Origin of the sequence: Acinetobacter sp. YH12072, from assembly GCF_013419565.1 — a bacterium.
Taxonomy (GTDB): domain Bacteria; phylum Pseudomonadota; class Gammaproteobacteria; order Pseudomonadales; family Moraxellaceae; genus Acinetobacter.
Genome location: NZ_VOZV01000001.1, coordinates 160018 through 178575, shown reverse-complemented (window position 1 = coordinate 178575; position 18558 = coordinate 160018). Strand labels below are relative to the sequence as shown.

At 43.7% G+C, this 18558-nt stretch carries 15 protein-coding genes and 2 tRNA genes; 6 read left to right on the top strand and 11 right to left on the bottom strand.

The genetic code is table 11. The features are described 5' to 3' along the window. The first annotated feature begins 67 nt into the window (after nt 1-67). Complete coding sequence (locus FTU19_RS00910; RefSeq protein ID WP_180104412.1) at nt 68-1300, top strand: multifunctional CCA addition/repair protein; 1233 nt, start codon at nt 68-70, stop codon at nt 1298-1300. Between the two features lie 167 nt (nt 1301-1467). Beyond that, complete coding sequence (locus FTU19_RS00905; RefSeq protein WP_180129902.1) at nt 1468-1908, top strand: GNAT family N-acetyltransferase; 441 nt, start codon at nt 1468-1470, stop codon at nt 1906-1908. A 39-nt stretch (nt 1909-1947) separates the two neighbouring features. On the opposite strand, the gene epmA is transcribed toward FTU19_RS00905, so the two are convergent. The 3 genes from epmA to FTU19_RS00890 form a co-directional block, all read right to left on the bottom strand. Next, nucleotides 1948-2928: an EF-P lysine aminoacylase EpmA gene (gene epmA, locus FTU19_RS00900; RefSeq protein WP_166137777.1), complete on the bottom strand. Its 981-nt coding sequence runs from the start codon at nt 2926-2928 to the stop codon at nt 1948-1950. Then, on the bottom strand, nt 2925-3992 hold the full coding sequence (locus FTU19_RS00895; RefSeq protein WP_180129899.1) for a 4-phosphoerythronate dehydrogenase: 1068 nt from the start codon (nt 3990-3992) through the stop codon (nt 2925-2927). Before FTU19_RS00895 ends, epmA begins: the two co-directional genes overlap by 4 nt. 211 nt (nt 3993-4203) lie before the next feature. Further along, complete coding sequence (locus FTU19_RS00890; protein ID WP_179992800.1) at nt 4204-5427, bottom strand: acyl-CoA dehydrogenase; 1224 nt, start codon at nt 5425-5427, stop codon at nt 4204-4206. Nucleotides 5428-5684: 257 nt separating this feature from the next. On the opposite strand from FTU19_RS00890, the gene FTU19_RS00885 reads away from it, so the two are divergent. Continuing rightward, nucleotides 5685-6638 (top strand): LysR substrate-binding domain-containing protein, encoded by a 954-nt coding sequence (locus FTU19_RS00885; RefSeq protein ID WP_179992801.1) that lies wholly within the window; start codon nt 5685-5687, stop codon nt 6636-6638. Nucleotides 6639-6693: 55 nt separating this feature from the next. Here the strand turns inward: FTU19_RS00885 and FTU19_RS00880 are convergent. The 3 genes from FTU19_RS00880 to greB form a co-directional block, all read right to left on the bottom strand. Then, nucleotides 6694-6784 (bottom strand) — tRNA-Ser (locus tag FTU19_RS00880). 260 nt (nt 6785-7044) lie between these two features. Beyond that, a tRNA-Ser gene (locus tag FTU19_RS00875) sits at nt 7045-7135 on the bottom strand. Nucleotides 7136-7223: 88 nt separating this feature from the next. Further along, nucleotides 7224-7718, bottom strand: coding sequence for a transcription elongation factor GreB (gene greB / locus FTU19_RS00870; RefSeq protein ID WP_159123487.1), 495 nt, complete (start codon nt 7716-7718; stop codon nt 7224-7226). A 364-nt stretch (nt 7719-8082) separates the two neighbouring features. On the opposite strand from greB, the gene FTU19_RS00865 reads away from it, so the two are divergent. Continuing rightward, nucleotides 8083-9198 (top strand): transglycosylase SLT domain-containing protein, encoded by a 1116-nt coding sequence (locus FTU19_RS00865; protein WP_179992802.1) that lies wholly within the window; start codon nt 8083-8085, stop codon nt 9196-9198. Between the two features lie 93 nt (nt 9199-9291). Here FTU19_RS00865 and FTU19_RS00860 read toward each other — a convergent pair whose 3' ends face one another. Both FTU19_RS00860 and ttcA read right to left on the bottom strand, forming a co-directional pair. After that, a complete protein-coding gene (locus tag FTU19_RS00860) occupies nt 9292-9678 on the bottom strand; it encodes an SCP2 sterol-binding domain-containing protein (RefSeq protein WP_004784757.1) in 387 nt (128 codons plus the stop codon). Between the two features lie 218 nt (nt 9679-9896). Continuing rightward, nucleotides 9897-10823 carry a tRNA 2-thiocytidine(32) synthetase TtcA gene (ttcA, locus tag FTU19_RS00855; RefSeq protein WP_005236792.1) on the bottom strand — a complete coding sequence of 309 codons (927 nt, stop codon included), beginning with the start codon at nt 10821-10823 and terminating at the stop codon, nt 9897-9899. Nucleotides 10824-11324: 501 nt separating this feature from the next. Here ttcA and FTU19_RS00850 point away from each other — a divergent pair. Continuing rightward, complete coding sequence (locus FTU19_RS00850; protein ID WP_216070704.1) at nt 11325-12197, top strand: lytic transglycosylase domain-containing protein; 873 nt, start codon at nt 11325-11327, stop codon at nt 12195-12197. A gap of 178 nt (nt 12198-12375) precedes the next feature. Next, on the top strand, nt 12376-13281 hold the full coding sequence (gene htpX / locus FTU19_RS00845) for a protease HtpX (RefSeq protein WP_005236795.1): 906 nt from the start codon (nt 12376-12378) through the stop codon (nt 13279-13281). 74 nt (nt 13282-13355) lie between these two features. On the opposite strand, the gene FTU19_RS00840 is transcribed toward htpX, so the two are convergent. The 3 genes from FTU19_RS00840 to FTU19_RS00830 all read right to left on the bottom strand — a co-directional run bounded on the left by FTU19_RS00840 (nt 13356) and on the right by FTU19_RS00830 (nt 18514). Continuing rightward, nucleotides 13356-13937, bottom strand: a complete 582-nt coding sequence (locus FTU19_RS00840) for a DUF4112 domain-containing protein (protein WP_005236796.1) — start codon at nt 13935-13937, stop codon at nt 13356-13358. 75 nt (nt 13938-14012) lie between these two features. Next, nucleotides 14013-15347 (bottom strand): magnesium transporter, encoded by a 1335-nt coding sequence (gene mgtE / locus FTU19_RS00835; protein ID WP_159123485.1) that lies wholly within the window; start codon nt 15345-15347, stop codon nt 14013-14015. 41 nt (nt 15348-15388) lie between these two features. Further along, nucleotides 15389-18514: an efflux RND transporter permease subunit gene (locus tag FTU19_RS00830; RefSeq protein WP_180129895.1), complete on the bottom strand. Its 3126-nt coding sequence runs from the start codon at nt 18512-18514 to the stop codon at nt 15389-15391. Between the last annotated feature and the right edge of the window lie 44 nt (nt 18515-18558).

Here is an 18558-nt window from a genome sequence, read left to right as displayed (position 1 = left end):
CGTAACTTCTTGACTTGAGAAAACCTCTATTCTGTAGCATGATGCTTGTAAGAATAGAGGTTTTTTCATGCAAGTTTATTTAGTAGGCGGTGCAGTTCGGGATCATTTACTTGGACACCCCTATCACGAAAAAGATTATGTGGTTGTCGGCGCGACGCCGGAACAATTGCTTGCTAAAGGTTTTCAACCTGTTGGCAAGGACTTCCCTGTTTTTCTTCATCCTGAAACCAAAGACGAATATGCTCTGGCACGTACCGAACGCAAGTCTGGCTATGGTTATCATGGTTTCGAATTTTATACCGATATTAGTGTTACCTTGGAAGAGGATCTGATCCGCCGTGACCTGACCATCAACGCCATGGCCATGGATGATTCAGGTAAGATTTATGATCCTTATGGCGGTCAAAAAGATCTGGCTGATCGTGTACTGCGTCATGTATCAGAAGCTTTTGTCGAAGATCCTTTACGTGTTTTAAGGATTGCCCGCTTTGCTGCGCGTTATCAACATCAGGGTTTTAGCATTGCAGAAGAAACGTTGGTGCTGATGAAGCAGCTGGCGGAATCGGGCGAGCTTAATGCATTGACACCTGAGCGGGTCTGGAAAGAAACCACACGCGCACTGATGGAACAGGATGCAGATGTGTATTTTGAAGTATTACGTAGTTGTGGTGCTTTAAAAGTGCTGTTCCCGGAACTGGATGCCTTATATGGCATTCCGCAACGTCCTGAATATCATCCGGAAATTGACTGTGGTATTCATACCATGATGTCTTTACAGCAAGCCTGCCGCCAAAATTATAGTCTGGATGTTCGTTTTGCAGTTCTGGTTCATGACCTGGGTAAGGCATTAACCCCTGTTGAAGAATTGCCACGCCATATCATGCATGAAGAACGTGGGATCAAACCGGTAAATGAGCTATGTGAACGTTTAAGAGTTCCAACTCATACCAAACAGCTGGCATTGGCAGTTTGTAAAGAACACTTAAAATGTCACCAGGCTTTTAACTTAAAACCTGGCACTTTATGGCGTTTATTACAGCGTCTAGATGTTTTACGTCGTCCTGAACGTGTTGAAGCGTTTGTACAGGCTTGTGAATGTGACTCCCGTGGACGTTTGGGTCTAGAAAATCGTGCTTATCCTCAGGCTCAATATGTGCTGGATGCCATGCAGGTCGTACGTAGCATTAAAGCACAAGACTTGCCACCAGAAATTCAAGGTCCGGATATTGGTGAAATGCTAATTGAACGACGGATTGCGGCTTTAGCAGAACTGAAAGAACAGCATAGTGCCATACTTTAAACATTAGGCTCCTTCAAGGGGCCTTTTTATTTAATATCTGAAATCTCATTCATCTCGATTTTCTATATAGATAGCAATAATTCTTTGAAGTTACTGTGCACTTTCAACACTTAAGCAAAGTAAATATTGATTATGATTGATATTATTTTTAGCTAAGAATATGTCTAATGACTTATCTCATCCGTCAACTGGATCTTGAAAAAGACCTGTATGACGTTCATCAACTCACGATTCAGCTTGGCTATCCCTCTACGCTGAAAAATATCAAACAGCGTTGGGAACGGATTCATCAAGACAGTCATTATCAGACACTAGTTATAGAACAGGATTCACATGTAATCGGCTATGCCGGTTTTATTCAGGAATACACCAGGGAATTTGACGGTGGATACTTAAGGATTCAGGCTTTTGTAATTGATCAGGCCCATCGTGGAAAAGGTATTGGCAAGCAACTGATGGCTGTTATTGAACAGATTGCAAAAGAGCAAGGCTTCAAGATGATTCAGCTCAACAGCGGAAATCGCGAAGAAAACCACCCTGCGCATACCTTTTATCAAGGACTGGGATTTGACAGTTACAGTATTGGATTTCGTAAGCATCTGGAATGATCAGCCAGTCATAACCAGCTGATCAATCGTGAATTTAATTTATGAAATTTCAGCCGGGAAAGTAATCACTTTTTCCAATTTCATCTGATTGGTTGCAATCATCAGCAAGCGATCAAGACCTAGGGCAATACCTGAACATTCCGGCATTTGTGGCAATGCCGCCAGCAAATACTCATCAATCGGCATGACATGCAAGCCAAGCACTGCCCGTTCTGCATTATCTGCTTCAAAGCGGGAACGCAAAACTTCAGCATCAATCAGCTCATCATAAGCATTGGCCAGTTCCAGCCCTTCGATATACAACTCGAAACGGGCCGCAACCAGTTCCCCATCTTCATCGATTCTGGTTTTAGCCAATGATGCCAGTTCCGGTGGAAAATCTGTCAGAAATACAGCCGTATCGAAACCCAGGCTTGGCTCGACCATATGCGAGAATAAAAGGTCGATATACCCTAAACGGTCATCCCCCAAGTCCAGATTGAGACCTACCCTGCGACAGCAATCTTTGAGTTGCTGCAAAGTGGCCTGTAAAGGATTGAGATCCAGGCGATCCATAAAGGCATGTTTATAGCTGAGCACAGTGGGGCGGATTTCTCCAAAACGTGCCTTAAGCGTCACATTTAACAGATCTGTCACTTCAAACATCAGATCTTTCAGACTAAAGGCCGGACGATACCATTCCAGCATGCTGAATTCACTATTGTGCTTGCGGCCGTGTTCATCATCCCGAAACACCTTACAGATCTGGTAAATCGGTCCACTACCACTCGCCAATAAACGTTTCATGGCAAATTCAGGTGAGGTCTGTAGATAATGTGTGCCGAGCTTACCCATGACATGACGCTGGGCCTGAATCGAAGCCAGGTGCACATCGGTCACACCAGCCTGAGATAAAATCGGTGTTTCTACTTCCAGCACGTCACGTTCAGCAAAAAACTGACGGAGCTGGGCATACATGTTGGCACGTGCTTTAATGGCTTTTAAGTCGCAGGTCGGTTGATAAGATACAATCTGACTCATGCCTTTGGCCCTCCATGAGCGGCCCATTCACGGCGTAAAGGATAAGTCTTGCGTAAATGATCAAATGCTTTCTGATCGACTTTGCCATCTTTTAAACAGGCACGCAGATTGGCATCATCACGGGCGATATCATAGATCTGGGTTAAATGCTGCTGTAGCGCCAGTTTTAAATCCTGATTCTGGAAAAACTGTTCACAGACAGGCAACTGGCTTTCAAACTGCTTATTAATCTCAAAGCCGAAAGTCTGGCAAAATGCGTCGTAAATCATTTGAGTACCGCGTGCCTTACCTTCCAGACTATAACCTGCAATATGCGGCGTCACCAAAGTAATCAGATTCAGCAACTGTTCAGAAATTTCCGGTTCATGCTCAAACACATCCAGTACAACCTGACGTTGAGTTGCCTGAATATCAGCAATTAGTGCTGCTTCTTCAATGACTGGCCCACGCGCTGAATTAATTAAAATGGCTTCAGGCTTCATTTCCCCAAGTGCGGCAGCATTAATCAAATGATAAGTTGGATGCTGACCTGTTTTGGTTAAAGGTACATGAATGGAAATGGCATCTGCAGTTTTTAGCAGTTCTTCAAATTCAACCTGATGAACCTGATCGCGCTGCACAAAGGGATCGTAGGCAATCACATTCCAGTCCAGCAATTTGGCCATTGTTGCCAAACGCGAACCGACATTTCCTAGACCGACAATGCCCAAGGTGAATTCTTTATTTGCATTGATCAATTGGGGTTGTAAATATAATAGAGCCGTAATCACATATTCAGCTACCGCCTGCGCATTACAACCGGGTGCATTGCTCCAGCGGATGTTCTGTTGTTCTAGTGCAGCAATGTCCAGATGATCTGTACCAATGGTGGCACTGCCGACGAATTTAATCTGACTGTCCTGTACGAGTGCTGCATTGACTTTGGTCACGGAACGGACCAATAAAGCCTCGGCATCTTTTACATCGTTCGCAGTGAGAGTTCTTCCTGCACAATGCTGAATATCGCCAAATTCTGCAAAGAAATAATCGGTAAATGCCAGATTTTCATCTGCGACAATTTTCATAATCTGTTCCAACGCCTGAATCTGTCTATCATACCGCGTCAACCGGGATGTGACTATTTTCACTCAAGCTTTAGATGAATTCTTGCAAACATAGAGATATAAAAAATGCCGAAGTCAAACATCACTTCGGCAAAGGAGTGTAATTGGAGTAAGAAAATGACGCAGGGTTAGGCGATTGAAAGCCATACCCTGCACGAAAAAGTTTCCTTTTTTAATTGGAGAATGCAGCAATACCTGTTTGCGCACGACCTAGAATCAAGGCGTGTACATCATGTGTACCTTCATAAGTGTTGACCACTTCCAGATTCACCAGATGACGAGCTACACCAAATTCATCAGAGATCCCGTTACCACCCATCATGTCACGCGCTAAACGGGCAATGTCTAAAGCTTTACCACAGTTATTACGCTTGATCAGTGAAGTGCCTTCTACTGAAGCAATGCCTTCGTCTTTCATACGGCCAAAACGTAAAGCCACTTGTAGACCTAATGCAATTTCAGTTTGCATGTCTGCCAGTTTTTTCTGGATCAGCTGATTCGCAGCCAATGGACGGCCGAACTGTTTACGGTCCATGGTGTATTGATGCGCTGTATGCCAGCAGAATTCAGCTGCACCCATCGCACCCCAGGCGATACCATAACGAGCACTGTTCAGACAGGTAAATGGACCTTTCAAACCACGGATTTCCGGGAATGCATTTTCTTCTGGTACAAAAACATTGTCCATCACGATTTCACCGGTGATCGAAGCACGTAGGCCAACCTTACCGTGAATCGCTGGTGCAGAAAGCCCTTCCCAGCCTTTTTCTAAAATAAAGCCGCGAATATCACCGACATTGCCTTCAGGAGACACTTCTTTCGCCCAAACCACAAAGACATCCGCAATCGGACTGTTGGTAATCCACATTTTTGCGCCAGTCAGACGGTAACCACCATCGACTTTTTTGGCACGAGTAATCATGCTGCCCGGATCAGAACCATGATCTGGTTCAGTCAGACCGAAACAACCGATATATTCACCGCTCGCCAGTTTTGGCAAATATTTCTGTTTCTGTTCTTCAGAACCAAATTCATTGATGGGCACCATCACCAGAGAACTTTGCACGCTGGCCATAGAACGGTAACCCGAATCTACACGTTCTACTTCACGAGCAATCAGACCATAGCTGACATAGTTTAAACCTGCACCGCCGTATTGTTCTGGAATGGTTGGACCCAACAGACCGAGTTCACCCATTTCACGGAAAATGGTTGGATCAGTTTTTTCATGGCGGAACTGTTCTAGTACACGTGGCATCAGCTTATCCTGACAGTACGCATGCGCGCTGTCACGGATCATGCGTTCTTCTTCAGTCAGTTGCTGTTCCAGTAAAAATGGATCCTGCCAGTTAAAATAGACTTTGCTGGTTTTTTTCGTATCGACCATTTGATTCATAATATTCCCTGCCAATCCTTCATCTATTAGATGATGTTGTTTTATCCTTCAGATTGACTCTAGGCATGAATCATGACTTGTTCAAACAATAAATTTGCATGTAGCTATGCACTTTATGCATACCTTATATAAGTTGCTATTTCTAGAAATTATTTTCATAGCTAATTTGCCTATTTTTTATACCAAAGTCGTATAGTAGTATTAGATTGATATACCATTTATTGATATCTGACCATTTTAAGTTCAAGGAGGAACAGGTGCGTAGAAAAATACCTTCCCTGCAAGCGCTGATCTGTTTCGAAACTGCTGCACGTCATGCCAGTTATACCTATGCTGCACAGGAACTGTTTTTAACCCAAAGTGCAGTTTCACGCCAGATCCAGCAACTGGAGGAGTATTTAGGCACGGCTTTATTTACCCGTACGCGGCATGGTGTAGAACTCAATCATGCTGGACAGCAATATTTAAAAAGTATCACTCCGCATCTCAAAGGACTGGAACAGTCAACACTGGATGTCATTACGCATCAAGGGCGCGGCGGTACTTTAAAACTGGGCGTAGTGCCTACGTTTGCGACTCGCTGGCTATTACCTAAACTCCAGAGCTTTAATCGGCTGTATCCTGAAATTACGATACATCTGGAAACCAGCACCCGCCCTTTTCTGTTTCAGGAACAGATTTTCGATGCTGCTATTTATGCAGGAACACCTCAACAGGTCGAACAATGGCCTGGTACGCATAGCCATTTTCTAATGCATGAAGATGTAGTTGCTGTCTGTGCACCTGACCTGATTCAACAGTATTTTCCCGATGCACAAAAGATTAATGACTACAGCTATGACTTAAGTGCTGAACAACTGGTTCAACTCCCTTTATTACAGCAAACCACCCGGCCGAATATCTGGGAAGACTGGTTCAAGCTACATCAGATCCAACATCCAAATCCTTTGCAGGGGCAACGACATGAACTGTTTTCTATGCTCGCTGTAGTGGCTAGCCATGGCATGGGAATGGCCTTGATCCCGCAAATGCTAATTGAAAAAGAATTAAAGCGACAGGAATTGGTGCTGGTATCCAGTAAGACCTTAGAAAAGAAACGAGGCTATTATCTGGTCCATTCCAGTCAGGAAAGCTCACCGCTGATTGAAAAATTTGTTGCATGGATACAACAGGAAATTCAGGGCAGCCTTCCATCTGAGTCTGACCTATAAACCCCAATGATCAGACAATAAAAAACCCCAATCAATGATCGGGGTTTTTCGTATCTGGCGGAAGCGGTGAGATTCGAACTCACGGAGGGGTATAAGCCCTCGTCGGTTTTCAAGACCGGTGCATTAAACCGCTCTGCCACGCTTCCATGGCCGCCATCATATAAATATTTCTGTTTTTTGGCAATAAATTTTCGCAAAACTTCTGTAAAAATCAGTTCATTCAGTTAAAAATCAGACGAAAATTTTAGAGTAGATAAAATTTTATACATAAGATTTAGGGGCTGATATTTTTATTTTCAGAATGAATTTAGCCTTAATATTCACATCATTTTGAACAATGAAAATTTAAAATCATTTTAATGAGTTAAAAATAAAAACCCCGATCAATGATCGGGGTTTTCGTATCTGGCGGAAGCGGTGAGATTCGAACTCACGGAGGGGTATAAGCCCTCGTCGGTTTTCAAGACCGGTGCATTAAACCGCTCTGCCACGCTTCCATGGCCGCCATCATATAAATAAAAATTGCGCTTGGCAAATATTTTTCCAATTTCTCTGCATCAACTGCACAAAATAAAATCAATTTCATTAATCTTCTGAATTTTCTGGCTTTTCATAGCGAATTGAATTGATAAACCAGAGTTTCTTGCCGGATGGTGTCATCACCTCAGCTTCATCATCCACTGACTTGCCTAACAGGGCACGTGCCATGGGTGAATCAATCGAAATATGCTGCGGATGATGATCATAAATTTCATCGACGCCCACAATCCGAAGGCTCTTTTGCTCACCCTGTTCATTTTCAATTTCGACCCAGGCACCAAAATAAACTTTGCCTTCCTGTTCAGGAGAAAAATCGACAATTCGCAGCTCTTCCAAACGCTTGCCCAGATAACGAACCCGACGATCAATTTTACGTAAAAGCTGTTTGTTATACTGGTAATCTGCGTTTTCCGAACGGTCGCCGAGACTGGCTGCCCAGTTCACTTTTTTGGTAATTTCAGGACGTTCTTCATGCCAGAGATTTTTAAGTTCTGCCACCAATTTATCATGTCCACCACGGGTAATCAGGTTAGATTTCATGTATTTTAATTGCCAATTTTGAACCAGTTTTTAGACATTAAGAGCTTATTTTATTTGGAGTTTTAGGACAAGCCAGAATATGCAATTTTTTTCTTCAATAAATTTAATAACTTAAATTACATTTAAAAAATAAATTATGTACAAAATTTGACAATTCATTTTTTGATCTTTAATATGCACCCTACTTTTGGAATCGCTTATTTTTTAATCTATGTAGTTTTTCTACATATTTCCCGATCAATTTAGTCATTTTTGAATGACGTCATGACTGCCCAACCCTTATTGAATTTATCAAACTTTTAAAAGTTTCTGGCTAGTATTGGCTGTGATTTTTAGGGCATAAATTACTTGTAGCGGAGACAACATGCACAGTAGTTCAACCACTGGGTCGAGGCTTTGCCTTAGCTCTTTTATCTCTTCTCTCCCTGTAAAAGCACTGGTACTGAGTACGGCACTTATCCCCTTTCATAGTATCAATGCCACTAAAACCACATTTCAATATGATCATGTGGTCAATAGCAACAAACTCACCGTCGTCACAGTTCAAAGTCCAACGACTGTGTTTCAGGATGGACAACATCAGCATGGCTTTGGTTATGACCTGGTTCGTAACTATGCCAACAGCCTGAATGTTAAGCTGGATTTTAAAACTGTTCCGGATAATGCCACGGCCCTGAAATGGGTAGCCCAAGGCAAAGCCAATCTGGCCATGACCACCACTGATCTGGGTACGATTGAACAACAGCGTTTAACAGCTTTTTCTGCCACTTGTGGTGATGAGTCTGCACTGGCCAGTAATGGACTGAATTCCAATCTGAATCTGGTATTTAAATCAGCCAGTGATCCCTTGAGTCAAACCGCCAGTGCTTTTGTATGTCAAGGCAAACAAAGCGGTGCGATCAAGCAGCTTGCATCCTTCTACAATCAGAATGTGGTAGAAGAACATTCTTGGGATGAAATTCAACAGGACCTGAACCAGCGCCTCCCCACATACAAGGCAAGCTTCCAGAAATCTGCTCAGCAGTACGATCTGGACTGGCACCTGCTCGCCGCGATCGGTTACCAGGAATCCTATCTAAAGCCAAACTCCGTATCTCCCACCGGTGTCCGCGGTCTGATGATGCTCACAAGCTCTACCGCAAAAGCGATGGGGGTTAGTAACCGGACAGATCCAGGCGAAAGTATTGATGGGGGTGCCAAATACTATGACCAGATGCTGAGCCGTTATGAACATATCCCTTATCCGGATCGTAACTGGTTTGCTTTAGTTGCCTATAACATGGGCCCAGGTGCTGTGAATCAGCTGCAAAAACGTATTCAGGCCCAAGGCAAGAATCCGAATAACTGGGTAAACCTGTATGCTTATCTGGAACAGAATAAAGCCAGTAATGGTCGTTACCGTCAGGCCCTGCAATACGTGACCCGTATTCGTGCCTATCTGGAACACATCAAGACCACTCCACAGCTGGTGAATATTTAAGCCTGATCATTTCAAATCCAGATATTCAGCTATAAAAAAAAGCTTACCTCAGGGTAAGCTTTTTTGTTACTACAGCTTTTTAGATCAAAACTATTAAGCTGTGGTATTTTCAAGAACTTTCTTGAACAGGTCTTTTTGAGCTTGGCTTGGCTTCGCTGTTTGTAATGCCATCAATTGAGACATATCGCCTTGCACTTTGATTTTACCTGTCATGAAGGCTTGCATTGCAGCCGCCATATCAAACTCAAGGAAAACTTTACGTAAGGTTTCGCCATCCATGTTCAATGTTGTTTTTGCATTTGGAGACAAACCTTTTTTAATCGCGCCACCTTCCAAAGATAATTCTGTATTACCTGTAGTGTCTGCAACGACCAAATTAATTGCCAGATTCGCCAAAGCAGGTGGCAAATCCAAATCACCAGCTTGTGCAGTGAGCGTGTCTACAGTCGAAAACCAATCATCAGTTAAAAAAGCAGGCATGATCTTTCCTCAATTTATTTATTCATTTGTGTCGACTATCCAGACGACATCAGGTTGAAGCTATTATGCTTGTGACTTGTTATAACATGATCATTATGGCAAAGGCTAACGAATTTTGTACGCACCGTTCAATTTTTGTAGTTCTTATCTTGTGTTATTTTTGATTCAGGCATAGGCCGTAGCCCATGCCTGTATCGGCTTAACTTTATATAGGTCGATTAGTCCGCTGCAAAGCCCAAATTGACCATATTGATGCGGCGGTTCTCACCTTCTACCGCCTCTTCAGTTGAACAGCTGCCTTTGAAATCGAATTCGCGCTGGCTATCCAGAATTTCAAAATCAAATAATTCGCGGTCAACTAACTGAGATGGTGAAACATTTTGCAAGGCACCAAAGATGCTGTGCAGACGTTTTGGATGTGCATTGTCCCATTCACGTAACATGTCATTGATAATGGCACGTTGAAGATTTTCCTGAGAGCCACATAAATTACATGGAATAATTGGAAATTGACGCATCTGTGCATATTTGATGATGTCTTTTTCTTCCACATAGGCCAATGGACGAATCAGGATATTCTTTTTGTCAGAAGACAGCAGTTTTGGCGGCATGGCTTTCAGGCTGCCCCCATGGAACAGGTTCAGGAAGAATGTTGCCAAAATATCATCACGGTGATGACCCAGCGCCACTTTAGTCGCGCCAATTTCCTGAGCAAAACCGTACAAAGAACCACGGCGCAGACGTGAACATACTGCACAGTAAGTCTTACCTTCCGGTGTCAGTTTTTTGGTAATGCTGTAGGTATCTTTTTCCAAGATGTAATACGGAATGTTATTTTCTTCTAAATAACGCGGTAATACATCTTCCGGGAAACCGGGCTGTTTCTGGTCCAGGTTAACCGCCACCACATCAAAGTTGATTGGTGCAATGCGTTTAAACTGAAGGAGGATATCAAGCAAGGTATAACTGTCTTTACCACCAGAAATACACACCATGACCTTGTCGCCGTCTTCAATCATCTTGAAGTCGCGAATGGCATGTCCGACCTGGCGGCGAAGCTTCTTCAACAAACGGTAGTAGGCAGAGCTTGTTGGCAGTTCAGGTTTGAAATTAAATCCTTGCTCGGATTCAACTGGCGAGTACATAGACGAGAATAACCCATAAATAGAAATACCGCGCAATTTTAGCTGATTCGGTTCCGTATCGCATCAAAAGAATTTATTTTCATACAAATGCCATATTAGTTTCATTTTCATGTTTTATTTAGATTGATATATTGAACGATTTAGTTCAATTTTTAAGCGAGATACTTATCTTTTGGACTTTTCCACAGTTGTCCACAAAAGCTGTGGATAACTTTGTGGATTGAAATGGACTTGACAACTTGTTCACCTCAAAATTTAAGGCTTTTCTTTAAATTGATCATTTTTTGATCAATTTATTTTATTATTAAAATCAACAACTTAAAGCTGTCAACCCTAAGGTTTTAAATTAAATAAAAAAAATATTTTAATGTTCAAAATATTGACAGCTGTTCCCGTTTACATACTCGTTTATAAATGCAGCGTATAAGGCTGTGCATTACGTAATTTTTTGTTAAACTCATCCATGAATTTTTCTAGCTTATTATTTATCAAATATAAACAATGAAAATAAAGACGTATTTCTTGGGGTGTCAACTGATCGGTAGCTTGCTTATGCTGGGCTGCAGTCATTTGGTGTATGCCGGTGAAACCATCTATCAGTTGCGTGATAAAAACGGCAGTACCTTATTGACCAATAAGAAGAGCCGTTATAATCATCTTCAGGTCGAAAAGAAGACTTATTATCCGGATAGCAATATTCATAGCTATAGTAACTGGGGCAGCAGCGAGTCGTCGGTTTTGCCTAGCTATAGCAAGAATAAGAATGCTTTTGATTCGATCATTCGTCAGGCCGCCCAGACTTATGGTGTGTCTGAAGGCTTAATTAAAGCAGTCATGCATACTGAATCCGGCTTTAATACCCATGCCCGCTCCCCTGTGGGTGCACAAGGTTTGATGCAGCTGATGCCGGCCACAGCACGTCGCTTTAATGTCAGCAATGCCTATGATCCTCATCAGAACATTATGGCGGGTGCTAAATATCTGGCCTGGTTATTAAAGCGTTTTAATGGCAATACCAGCCTGGCACTGGCGGGCTATAATGCCGGTGAAGGCAATGTCAGCAAATATGGTGGAATCCCGCCTTTCCGGGAGACTCAGGATTATGTACGCCGTGTGACCAGCCGTTATCAAAATCTGTATACTCATGGCGTGAGTGCAAGTACAACCACGTCTAGCACATCATCCAGTGAAGGCCGCATCATTGCCAGTTCAGCGAACTACTCCAATGATAGCAGCAGTACTTCACACATTCAGGCAGCCAAGTATCAGCGTCAGATTATTATGAATTCTGATGGCAGTTATACCGATGCACCGATGGGTTCTTATGCAACGGCGAATGCAACAGCAGCAGCTAAAATTTATTTAAGTGAATAAATAAATCAAAATCATTTGATTCTAAATAGCCTTAGCGAAAATGCAGCAAAAAATAAAGCTGTGTTTTGTGATCTAGGGCCATTTTTTTTCTTGAATTTTTAGTCATTTCACCCCATATTGATTTCAATGATTTTCATTTGCTAATCAGATTATTTTTTTATAATAAGAGGATTTCTCAATGATGCGGATTGGTTTGTTCTTGCTAACCAACCTCGCGGTACTGGTTGTAGCTGGCATTATCCTGTCACTCTTCGGTGTCGGTAGTTACCATGGCGCGGGTGGCTTGAATCTAGGCAACCTGTTGGTGATCTGTTTTGTGTTCGGTATGGTGGGATCACTGATTTCCCTGTTCATGTCTAAATGGATGGCGAAAAAAACAACCGGTACTGAACTGATTGACCCAAATGCCCCTCGTAACCAGGCAGAAGCATGGTTATTACAAGAAGTTGCGCAACTTTCTCAGCGCGCTGGCATTAAAATGCCGGAAGTGGGTATTTTCCCATCTTATCAGTCAAATGCCTTTGCAACAGGCTGGAACAAGAACGATGCGCTCGTGTCTGTGTCCACGGGTCTGCTTGAACGCATGAATAAAGACGAACTTCGTGCGGTACTGGCACACGAGATTGGTCACGTTGCCAATGGCGATATGGTGACACTGGCCTTGATCCAAGGTGTAGTCAACACATTTGTCATGTTCTTTGCCCGTGTAGTTGGCGACTTTGTAGACCGTACGATCTTCGGTCGTGAAGAAGGTGAGGCACCGGGTATTGGCTATTTTGTGATTACCATTGTGCTGGATATCGTATTTGGTATTATGGCTTCAGCGATCGTGCTGTGGTTCTCACGCTACCGTGAGTATCGTGCTGATGAAGCAGGTGCACGTTTGGCAGGCAAACAGGCGATGATTTCAGCGTTATTACGTTTACAGGCGGAATCAGAAATGCCGGATACTATGCCGAAAGAAATGAAAGCCTTTGCAATTTCTGCTGGTCAGGAACAAGGTTTTAGTCTGGCGGCACTGTTCCAGACTCACCCAACGATTGAACAACGTGTTGCTGCTTTGCAACAACTCGATTGCCCTTAAGCAACGCATTGATTGCTTGATAGAAAAAAGCCTGCATTTGCAGGCTTTTTTATTAAGTTTAGGTTTATAAACCTTCAGGCTTTAAACCATTGAAAGAGCTGCATTGTGCCCCAGCCAATGGCCATAATTAACAGAATCAAAAAGAAAGTTCCTAAGATATCTGGTAGATGAATCCAGATCCAGGCCACCACAGGATTACGCCAGAAAGCAGATTGCTGTTGTCTGCGTTCCAAACTTTCATGCAGAAATGGATGTACCACATGATGATCGGTACGGATCTGGTATTCGTCCCGGATATGCTGATGCACAATATCCAGTGCCTTACGGCTAGGACGAATAAAAATATCAAATATTGTTCCTGCTACAGGAATAAAGCCGACCACAGCATCCATGACGGCCATTTTCAGGACTGGCTTTAATTTTTCACTTGGCACCCCGATCTGACGGGCTTTATAAATCGCATAACTGGTCAATACAAAACCTGCGATATCTCCAGCTACCGGAATGGTACTCAAAGCAGCATCTGCCCCGACGCCCTGCTTGGTAAATGGAATCCGTACCACCGAATCCATCATATTGGCAAACTTGGCCAGATCCCGCTCCAGACGAATGACATCCTGTTGGCTCAATTTATTTTTTTGTCCGGGATCAGGCATAGGTTCTTCCAGAAATGAAGCTGATGTAATTGAGCATAAAGTATTTTTTCTATTTAAGCTGTAATTGCTAGGTATTTAAAACAATAATTGAGAGGCAATAAACAAGTAAATAATCACCCCAGTGGCATCACAAATCGACGTTACCAGCGGTGCTGATGCACTGGCTGGGTCCATTTTCAGCTTGTTGAGAATAAAGGGTAAACTCATGCCAATCAGACAGCCCATCAGCACAATACCTAACATACTTAAAGCAAGTACGATGGCGACCATCCAGTCACCTCGAATATAACCCAAGATTGATACAGCAATGGCCATCGTTCCACCCAGACATAACGCAACCAGGGATTCACGACCCAGCAGGCTAAACCAGTCCTTAAACTGCACATTGCCTGTTGCCAAGGCACGCACCATCAAGGTGGCAGATTGCGAACCAGCATTCCCGCCGCTTCCCACCAACAATGGCAAGAAAAATACCAGCACAATATGGGTGGAAATAATATCTTCAAAATGGGCAATTCCGATTCCGGAGAGCAGACTGCCAAACACCAGAATGACCAGCCAGAATACCCGTTTTTGATACAATCTGAGAATCGGTGCGGTTTTCAGACTCAGTTCATTCAAAGGCGTCACTGCACCGGATTTTAAAATATCTTCAGTACTTTCTGCCTCTGCAATATCCATGGCATCATCATAGGTAATAATCCCGACCAGCTTCTGGGTCGCGTCGACCACTGGCAAGGCAATAAAATCATAATAGGCCAAGGTACGGGCGACCTGCTCCTGATCCTCATCCACCGTGGCATAGACTACATCTGTGGTCATGACCTCATTAATGGTAGCATCCGGCCGTGCCTGAATAATTTGCCTTAAGGAAATTACGCCGAGCAGATGCTGTTTCTCATCCACGATATAGATCAGATATAAAGTGTCATGATTCCCCGCAATATCACGTAGCGTTTCAATCGCCTCCGTCATGCTCAGTTCGGGAGCAAGCGTGACGAAGTCTGAACTCATTAATGCACCGGCTGTTTCTTCCGGATAAGCATGCAGCTCTCGCAGGGTTTGTAGCGACTGGGTAGATAATTTTCCAAGTAACTGCTGCTGCACTTCACAGGGCATCTGCTTGTATAAATCAATGAAGTCATCGGAATGCATGGCATCCATCAGACTGGCCAGTTGCTCCAGAGGAAATTGATAGGCCAGCTGGATTTGCATGGCCAGTGGTAAGTACTCCAGTACTTCTGCCTGACGTTCCAGCTGCTTGAAATGGTGACAGCGTTCTGCTGGTCCAAGCTCAGACAAAATTCTGGCCTGATCGGCAATATTTAGCTTTTGTAGAAGCTGATGAATATTATTTTCCCCTGTCAGCAGAGTCTCATGAAGTTGCTGTATTTTTTCTTGGTACTGCATTTCCCTACCATCATTCCATGCAGGTATGAAACATACCCGCCCTAGAGTGAGTATTCCTCATTTTCCTGATTGATTTGTATAACTTTATTTGTTGCTTTGACACGAAACAGGTTTCGGATTAACACATACATAAACGGGATAAAGAATAATACCAAAATAGTTGCAAAAATGACCCCGCCCAAAACGCTGGCACCAATTTCCTGACGGCTGATCGCACTGACCCCAGAAGCAAAAATCAAAGGGATTACTCCCGCAGCAAATGCAATAGAGGTCATGAGAATAGGCCGCAAACGTAAGCTTGCTCCCTCTAAAGCTGCAGCTATTGAGGTTTTTCCTGCTTTCTCTGCCTGTGCAGCAAACTCCACAATCAGAATGGCATTTTTACAGGACAGACCAATCGTCGTCAGCAAGGCAATATGAAAAAAGATGTCATTGGCGAAACCAAAGACCCAGCAAAATAAGATACTGCCGCCTACGCCCAATGGAATGGCACTGATCACGGCCGCAGGAATGGTCCAACTTTCATATAAAGCGGTTAAACACAGGAAAATAAAGGCAATCGAAATCACATAAAGAAAAATCGCCTGACCGCTGCTACGCTTTTCTTCCAATGCAGCTCCGCTCCAGGCCAGATTCACGCCTTCCTGAGTATCTACCAATGTTTCAACATCCTGCATGGTCTGACTGGAAAACTTGTCCTTTGGAATCCCGGCATAGACTGGAACAGCGTTATAGCCCATATAGCGGTTAATACTGTTCGGCCCGCCCTGCCAATTCAGACTGCTAAACTGGTTAAATGACAGCATTTCACCTTTTTGATTGCGTACATGCCAGAAGGCCAGATCTTCAGGTTTGGAACGGTATTCTGCTTCACCCTGCATAATCACACGTTTAATCTGCCCGCGATCAATAAAGTCATTGATGTAAGTTCCACCCCACGCTGCGGCCAAAGTACTGTTTACATTTTGCTGAGGAATGGAATGCTTTAACACGCGTTCTGCATCAAGTTTGATATTCAGCTCAGCACTTTCTTTGGGTTGGTCCAGCTGTAAAAATTCAATCGATGATTTGCCTTGGGCACGTGCTTCAATCTGGCCAAATGCCTCCTGTAAAAATTCAGCTCCTTTATAATCCAGGTCTTGCAACCAGAAATCGACTACACGACCATTACTCGACATGGAAGGCGCCATAAAGAAAATTTGGGCATTGGCATGATTGGCAAAGTGTTTCTGTGCTCGACCGACAATGGCAAAGACCGAATCTTCAGGATTTTTACGTTCAGCCCAGTCTTTTAATACCACAAAGAGCTGCCCACGATACGGGCCTACACCAACGTTGTTGCCGCTATACCAGACGCCTACACTCTGAATGCGTTCTGATTCATGTTTCATTAAATAGTCTTGTACTTCACGCCCGACTTTTTCGACTTCTGAACGCGGTGCGTTGCCAGGCATGACGATCTGCCCCATGACAAAGCCCATGTCTTCGGTGGGCATCAAGCCTTCCGGCAAATGCTTATATACCCAGCCGCAGCCCATTATGCACACACCAAACAGTGCCAACATCGTGAATTTCAATTGCATGCTTCGAGCTGAAACTTTTTGGTAACCGGCATTGAGCTGATCCATGCCATGGTTAAAGCGCTGCGCCCAGCGAGCCTGATGATATTTGCGTTTCAATAATTGTGCCGCAAATGTCGGGGTAATGACCAAGGCCACGAATAAAGACAGCAACATCGCCACTACCAAAGTGAGGGAAAATTGACGATAAATCACCCCAGTAATACTGCCAAAGAAAGCCATCGGGATAAATACTGCAGTAAGTACCAGCGTAATACCGACCAGTGCTCCACTCATTTCCTGCATGGATTTTAAGGCAGCCGCTTTGGCATCCAGATGTTCGTCCTGCATCAGGCGTTCAATATTTTCCACCACTACAATGGCATCATCGACTAGCAGACCAATGGCTAAAATCAGGGCAAATAAGGTAAAACTATTCAGAGTCATATCCAAGACATACAGCACTGCAAAGGTCGCCAAAACCACAATCGGAATCGTAACGGCCGGAATAATCGTGGCACGCCAGTTTTGCAGGAAGATAAACATCACCACAATGACCAGAATAATGGCTTCAACCAGAGTTTTAGCTACCTGTTCAATTGAGCTGGTAATAAATGGAGTTTTGTCCATGGTCATTTGCAACTGGTAGTGCGGTGGCAAATTGGCCTGAGCGTTTTTTAATACGTCTTGAATCTGTTTGGACACGGCAATAGCATTACTCCGCGGCGCCAAAGTAATCGATAAAGCTGAAGAGAGCTGTCCGTTGGTATAGTTAATGTGGTTATAACTTTCTGCACCTAGTTCTACCCGTGCCACATCTTTTAAATACAGCAATGAACCGGAATCTGTGGTTTTAACGATGATATTTTCAAATTCTTTCACACTGCTTAAATGTGAACCGGCACTGACCTTGGCATTGAGATATTGATCCTGCATCGTCGGCAAACCACCAATTGCGCCTGAAGCCAGTGGCGCGTTTTGAGTTTCAATGGCATTACGGATATCGCTTGGCATCAGGTTAAACTGGTGCAACTTATGCGGATTTAGCCAAATCCGCATGGCATAACCTGCACCGTACAGGTCAATTTCCCCTACACCTTCAATACGTGACAAACGCGGTTCGACGTGGACCATCAAATAATCTGAAAGTTCGGTAACGCTACTCTGCCCACTCTCATCATATAAACTTAATAGTGCAAACTGGTCATACCCTGATTTATAAACATTGACTCCGCCCTGCTGCGTCTCTTCAGGTAAGCGGCTCAATACACCATTCACGGCGTTTTGAACCTGTAACTGGGCTTGATCAAGATCGACTCCTGGCTCAAATTGCAGCGTAAGTTGGGCCCGTCCCACCGAACTGCTGGAGTGAAAAGTTTCCAGACCTTCAATGCCTTTTACCGCCTGTTCCAGAATCTGGGTCACCGATTGCTCAACTGTTTCAGCCGATGCACCACGATAACCTGCGGAAACGCCTAAAGCTGGCGTATCCATATTTGGCATATGTTCAATGGGAATTTTTTGAAGTGCAAATACCCCAAGGGCCATCATTAAAATTGCAATGACCGCTGCAAACTTGGGACGATAAATAAAAAAGCGCGACAACATAAATCAGAAATCCCCATCAAATGCATCTTTAGGATGCACACGCC

Bases quoted from the DNA above. Each gene is read 5' to 3' on its own strand.
- mgtE (WP_159123485.1), bottom strand. From the start codon at position 15,347: ATGCAGTACCAAGAAAAAATACAGCAACTTCATGAGACTCTGCTGACA.
- FTU19_RS00830 (WP_180129895.1), bottom strand. From the start codon at position 18,514: ATGTTGTCGCGCTTTTTTATTTATCGTCCCAAGTTTGCAGCGGTCATT.
- FTU19_RS00895 (WP_180129899.1), bottom strand. From the start codon at position 3,992: ATGAAAATTGTCGCAGATGAAAATCTGGCATTTACCGATTATTTCTTT.
- FTU19_RS00850 (WP_216070704.1), top strand. From the start codon at position 11,325: ATGAAAATAAAGACGTATTTCTTGGGGTGTCAACTGATCGGTAGCTTG.
- FTU19_RS00865 (WP_179992802.1), top strand. From the start codon at position 8,083: ATGCACAGTAGTTCAACCACTGGGTCGAGGCTTTGCCTTAGCTCTTTT.
- FTU19_RS00840 (WP_005236796.1), bottom strand. From the start codon at position 13,937: ATGCCTGATCCCGGACAAAAAAATAAATTGAGCCAACAGGATGTCATT.
- FTU19_RS00905 (WP_180129902.1), top strand. From the start codon at position 1,468: ATGACTTATCTCATCCGTCAACTGGATCTTGAAAAAGACCTGTATGAC.
- greB (WP_159123487.1), bottom strand. From the start codon at position 7,718: ATGAAATCTAACCTGATTACCCGTGGTGGACATGATAAATTGGTGGCA.
- epmA (WP_166137777.1), bottom strand. From the start codon at position 2,928: ATGAGTCAGATTGTATCTTATCAACCGACCTGCGACTTAAAAGCCATT.
- FTU19_RS00860 (WP_004784757.1), bottom strand. From the start codon at position 9,678: ATGCCTGCTTTTTTAACTGATGATTGGTTTTCGACTGTAGACACGCTC.
- htpX (WP_005236795.1), top strand. From the start codon at position 12,376: ATGATGCGGATTGGTTTGTTCTTGCTAACCAACCTCGCGGTACTGGTT.
- FTU19_RS00910 (WP_180104412.1), top strand. From the start codon at position 68: ATGCAAGTTTATTTAGTAGGCGGTGCAGTTCGGGATCATTTACTTGGA.
- ttcA (WP_005236792.1), bottom strand. From the start codon at position 10,823: ATGTACTCGCCAGTTGAATCCGAGCAAGGATTTAATTTCAAACCTGAA.
- FTU19_RS00890 (WP_179992800.1), bottom strand. From the start codon at position 5,427: ATGAATCAAATGGTCGATACGAAAAAAACCAGCAAAGTCTATTTTAAC.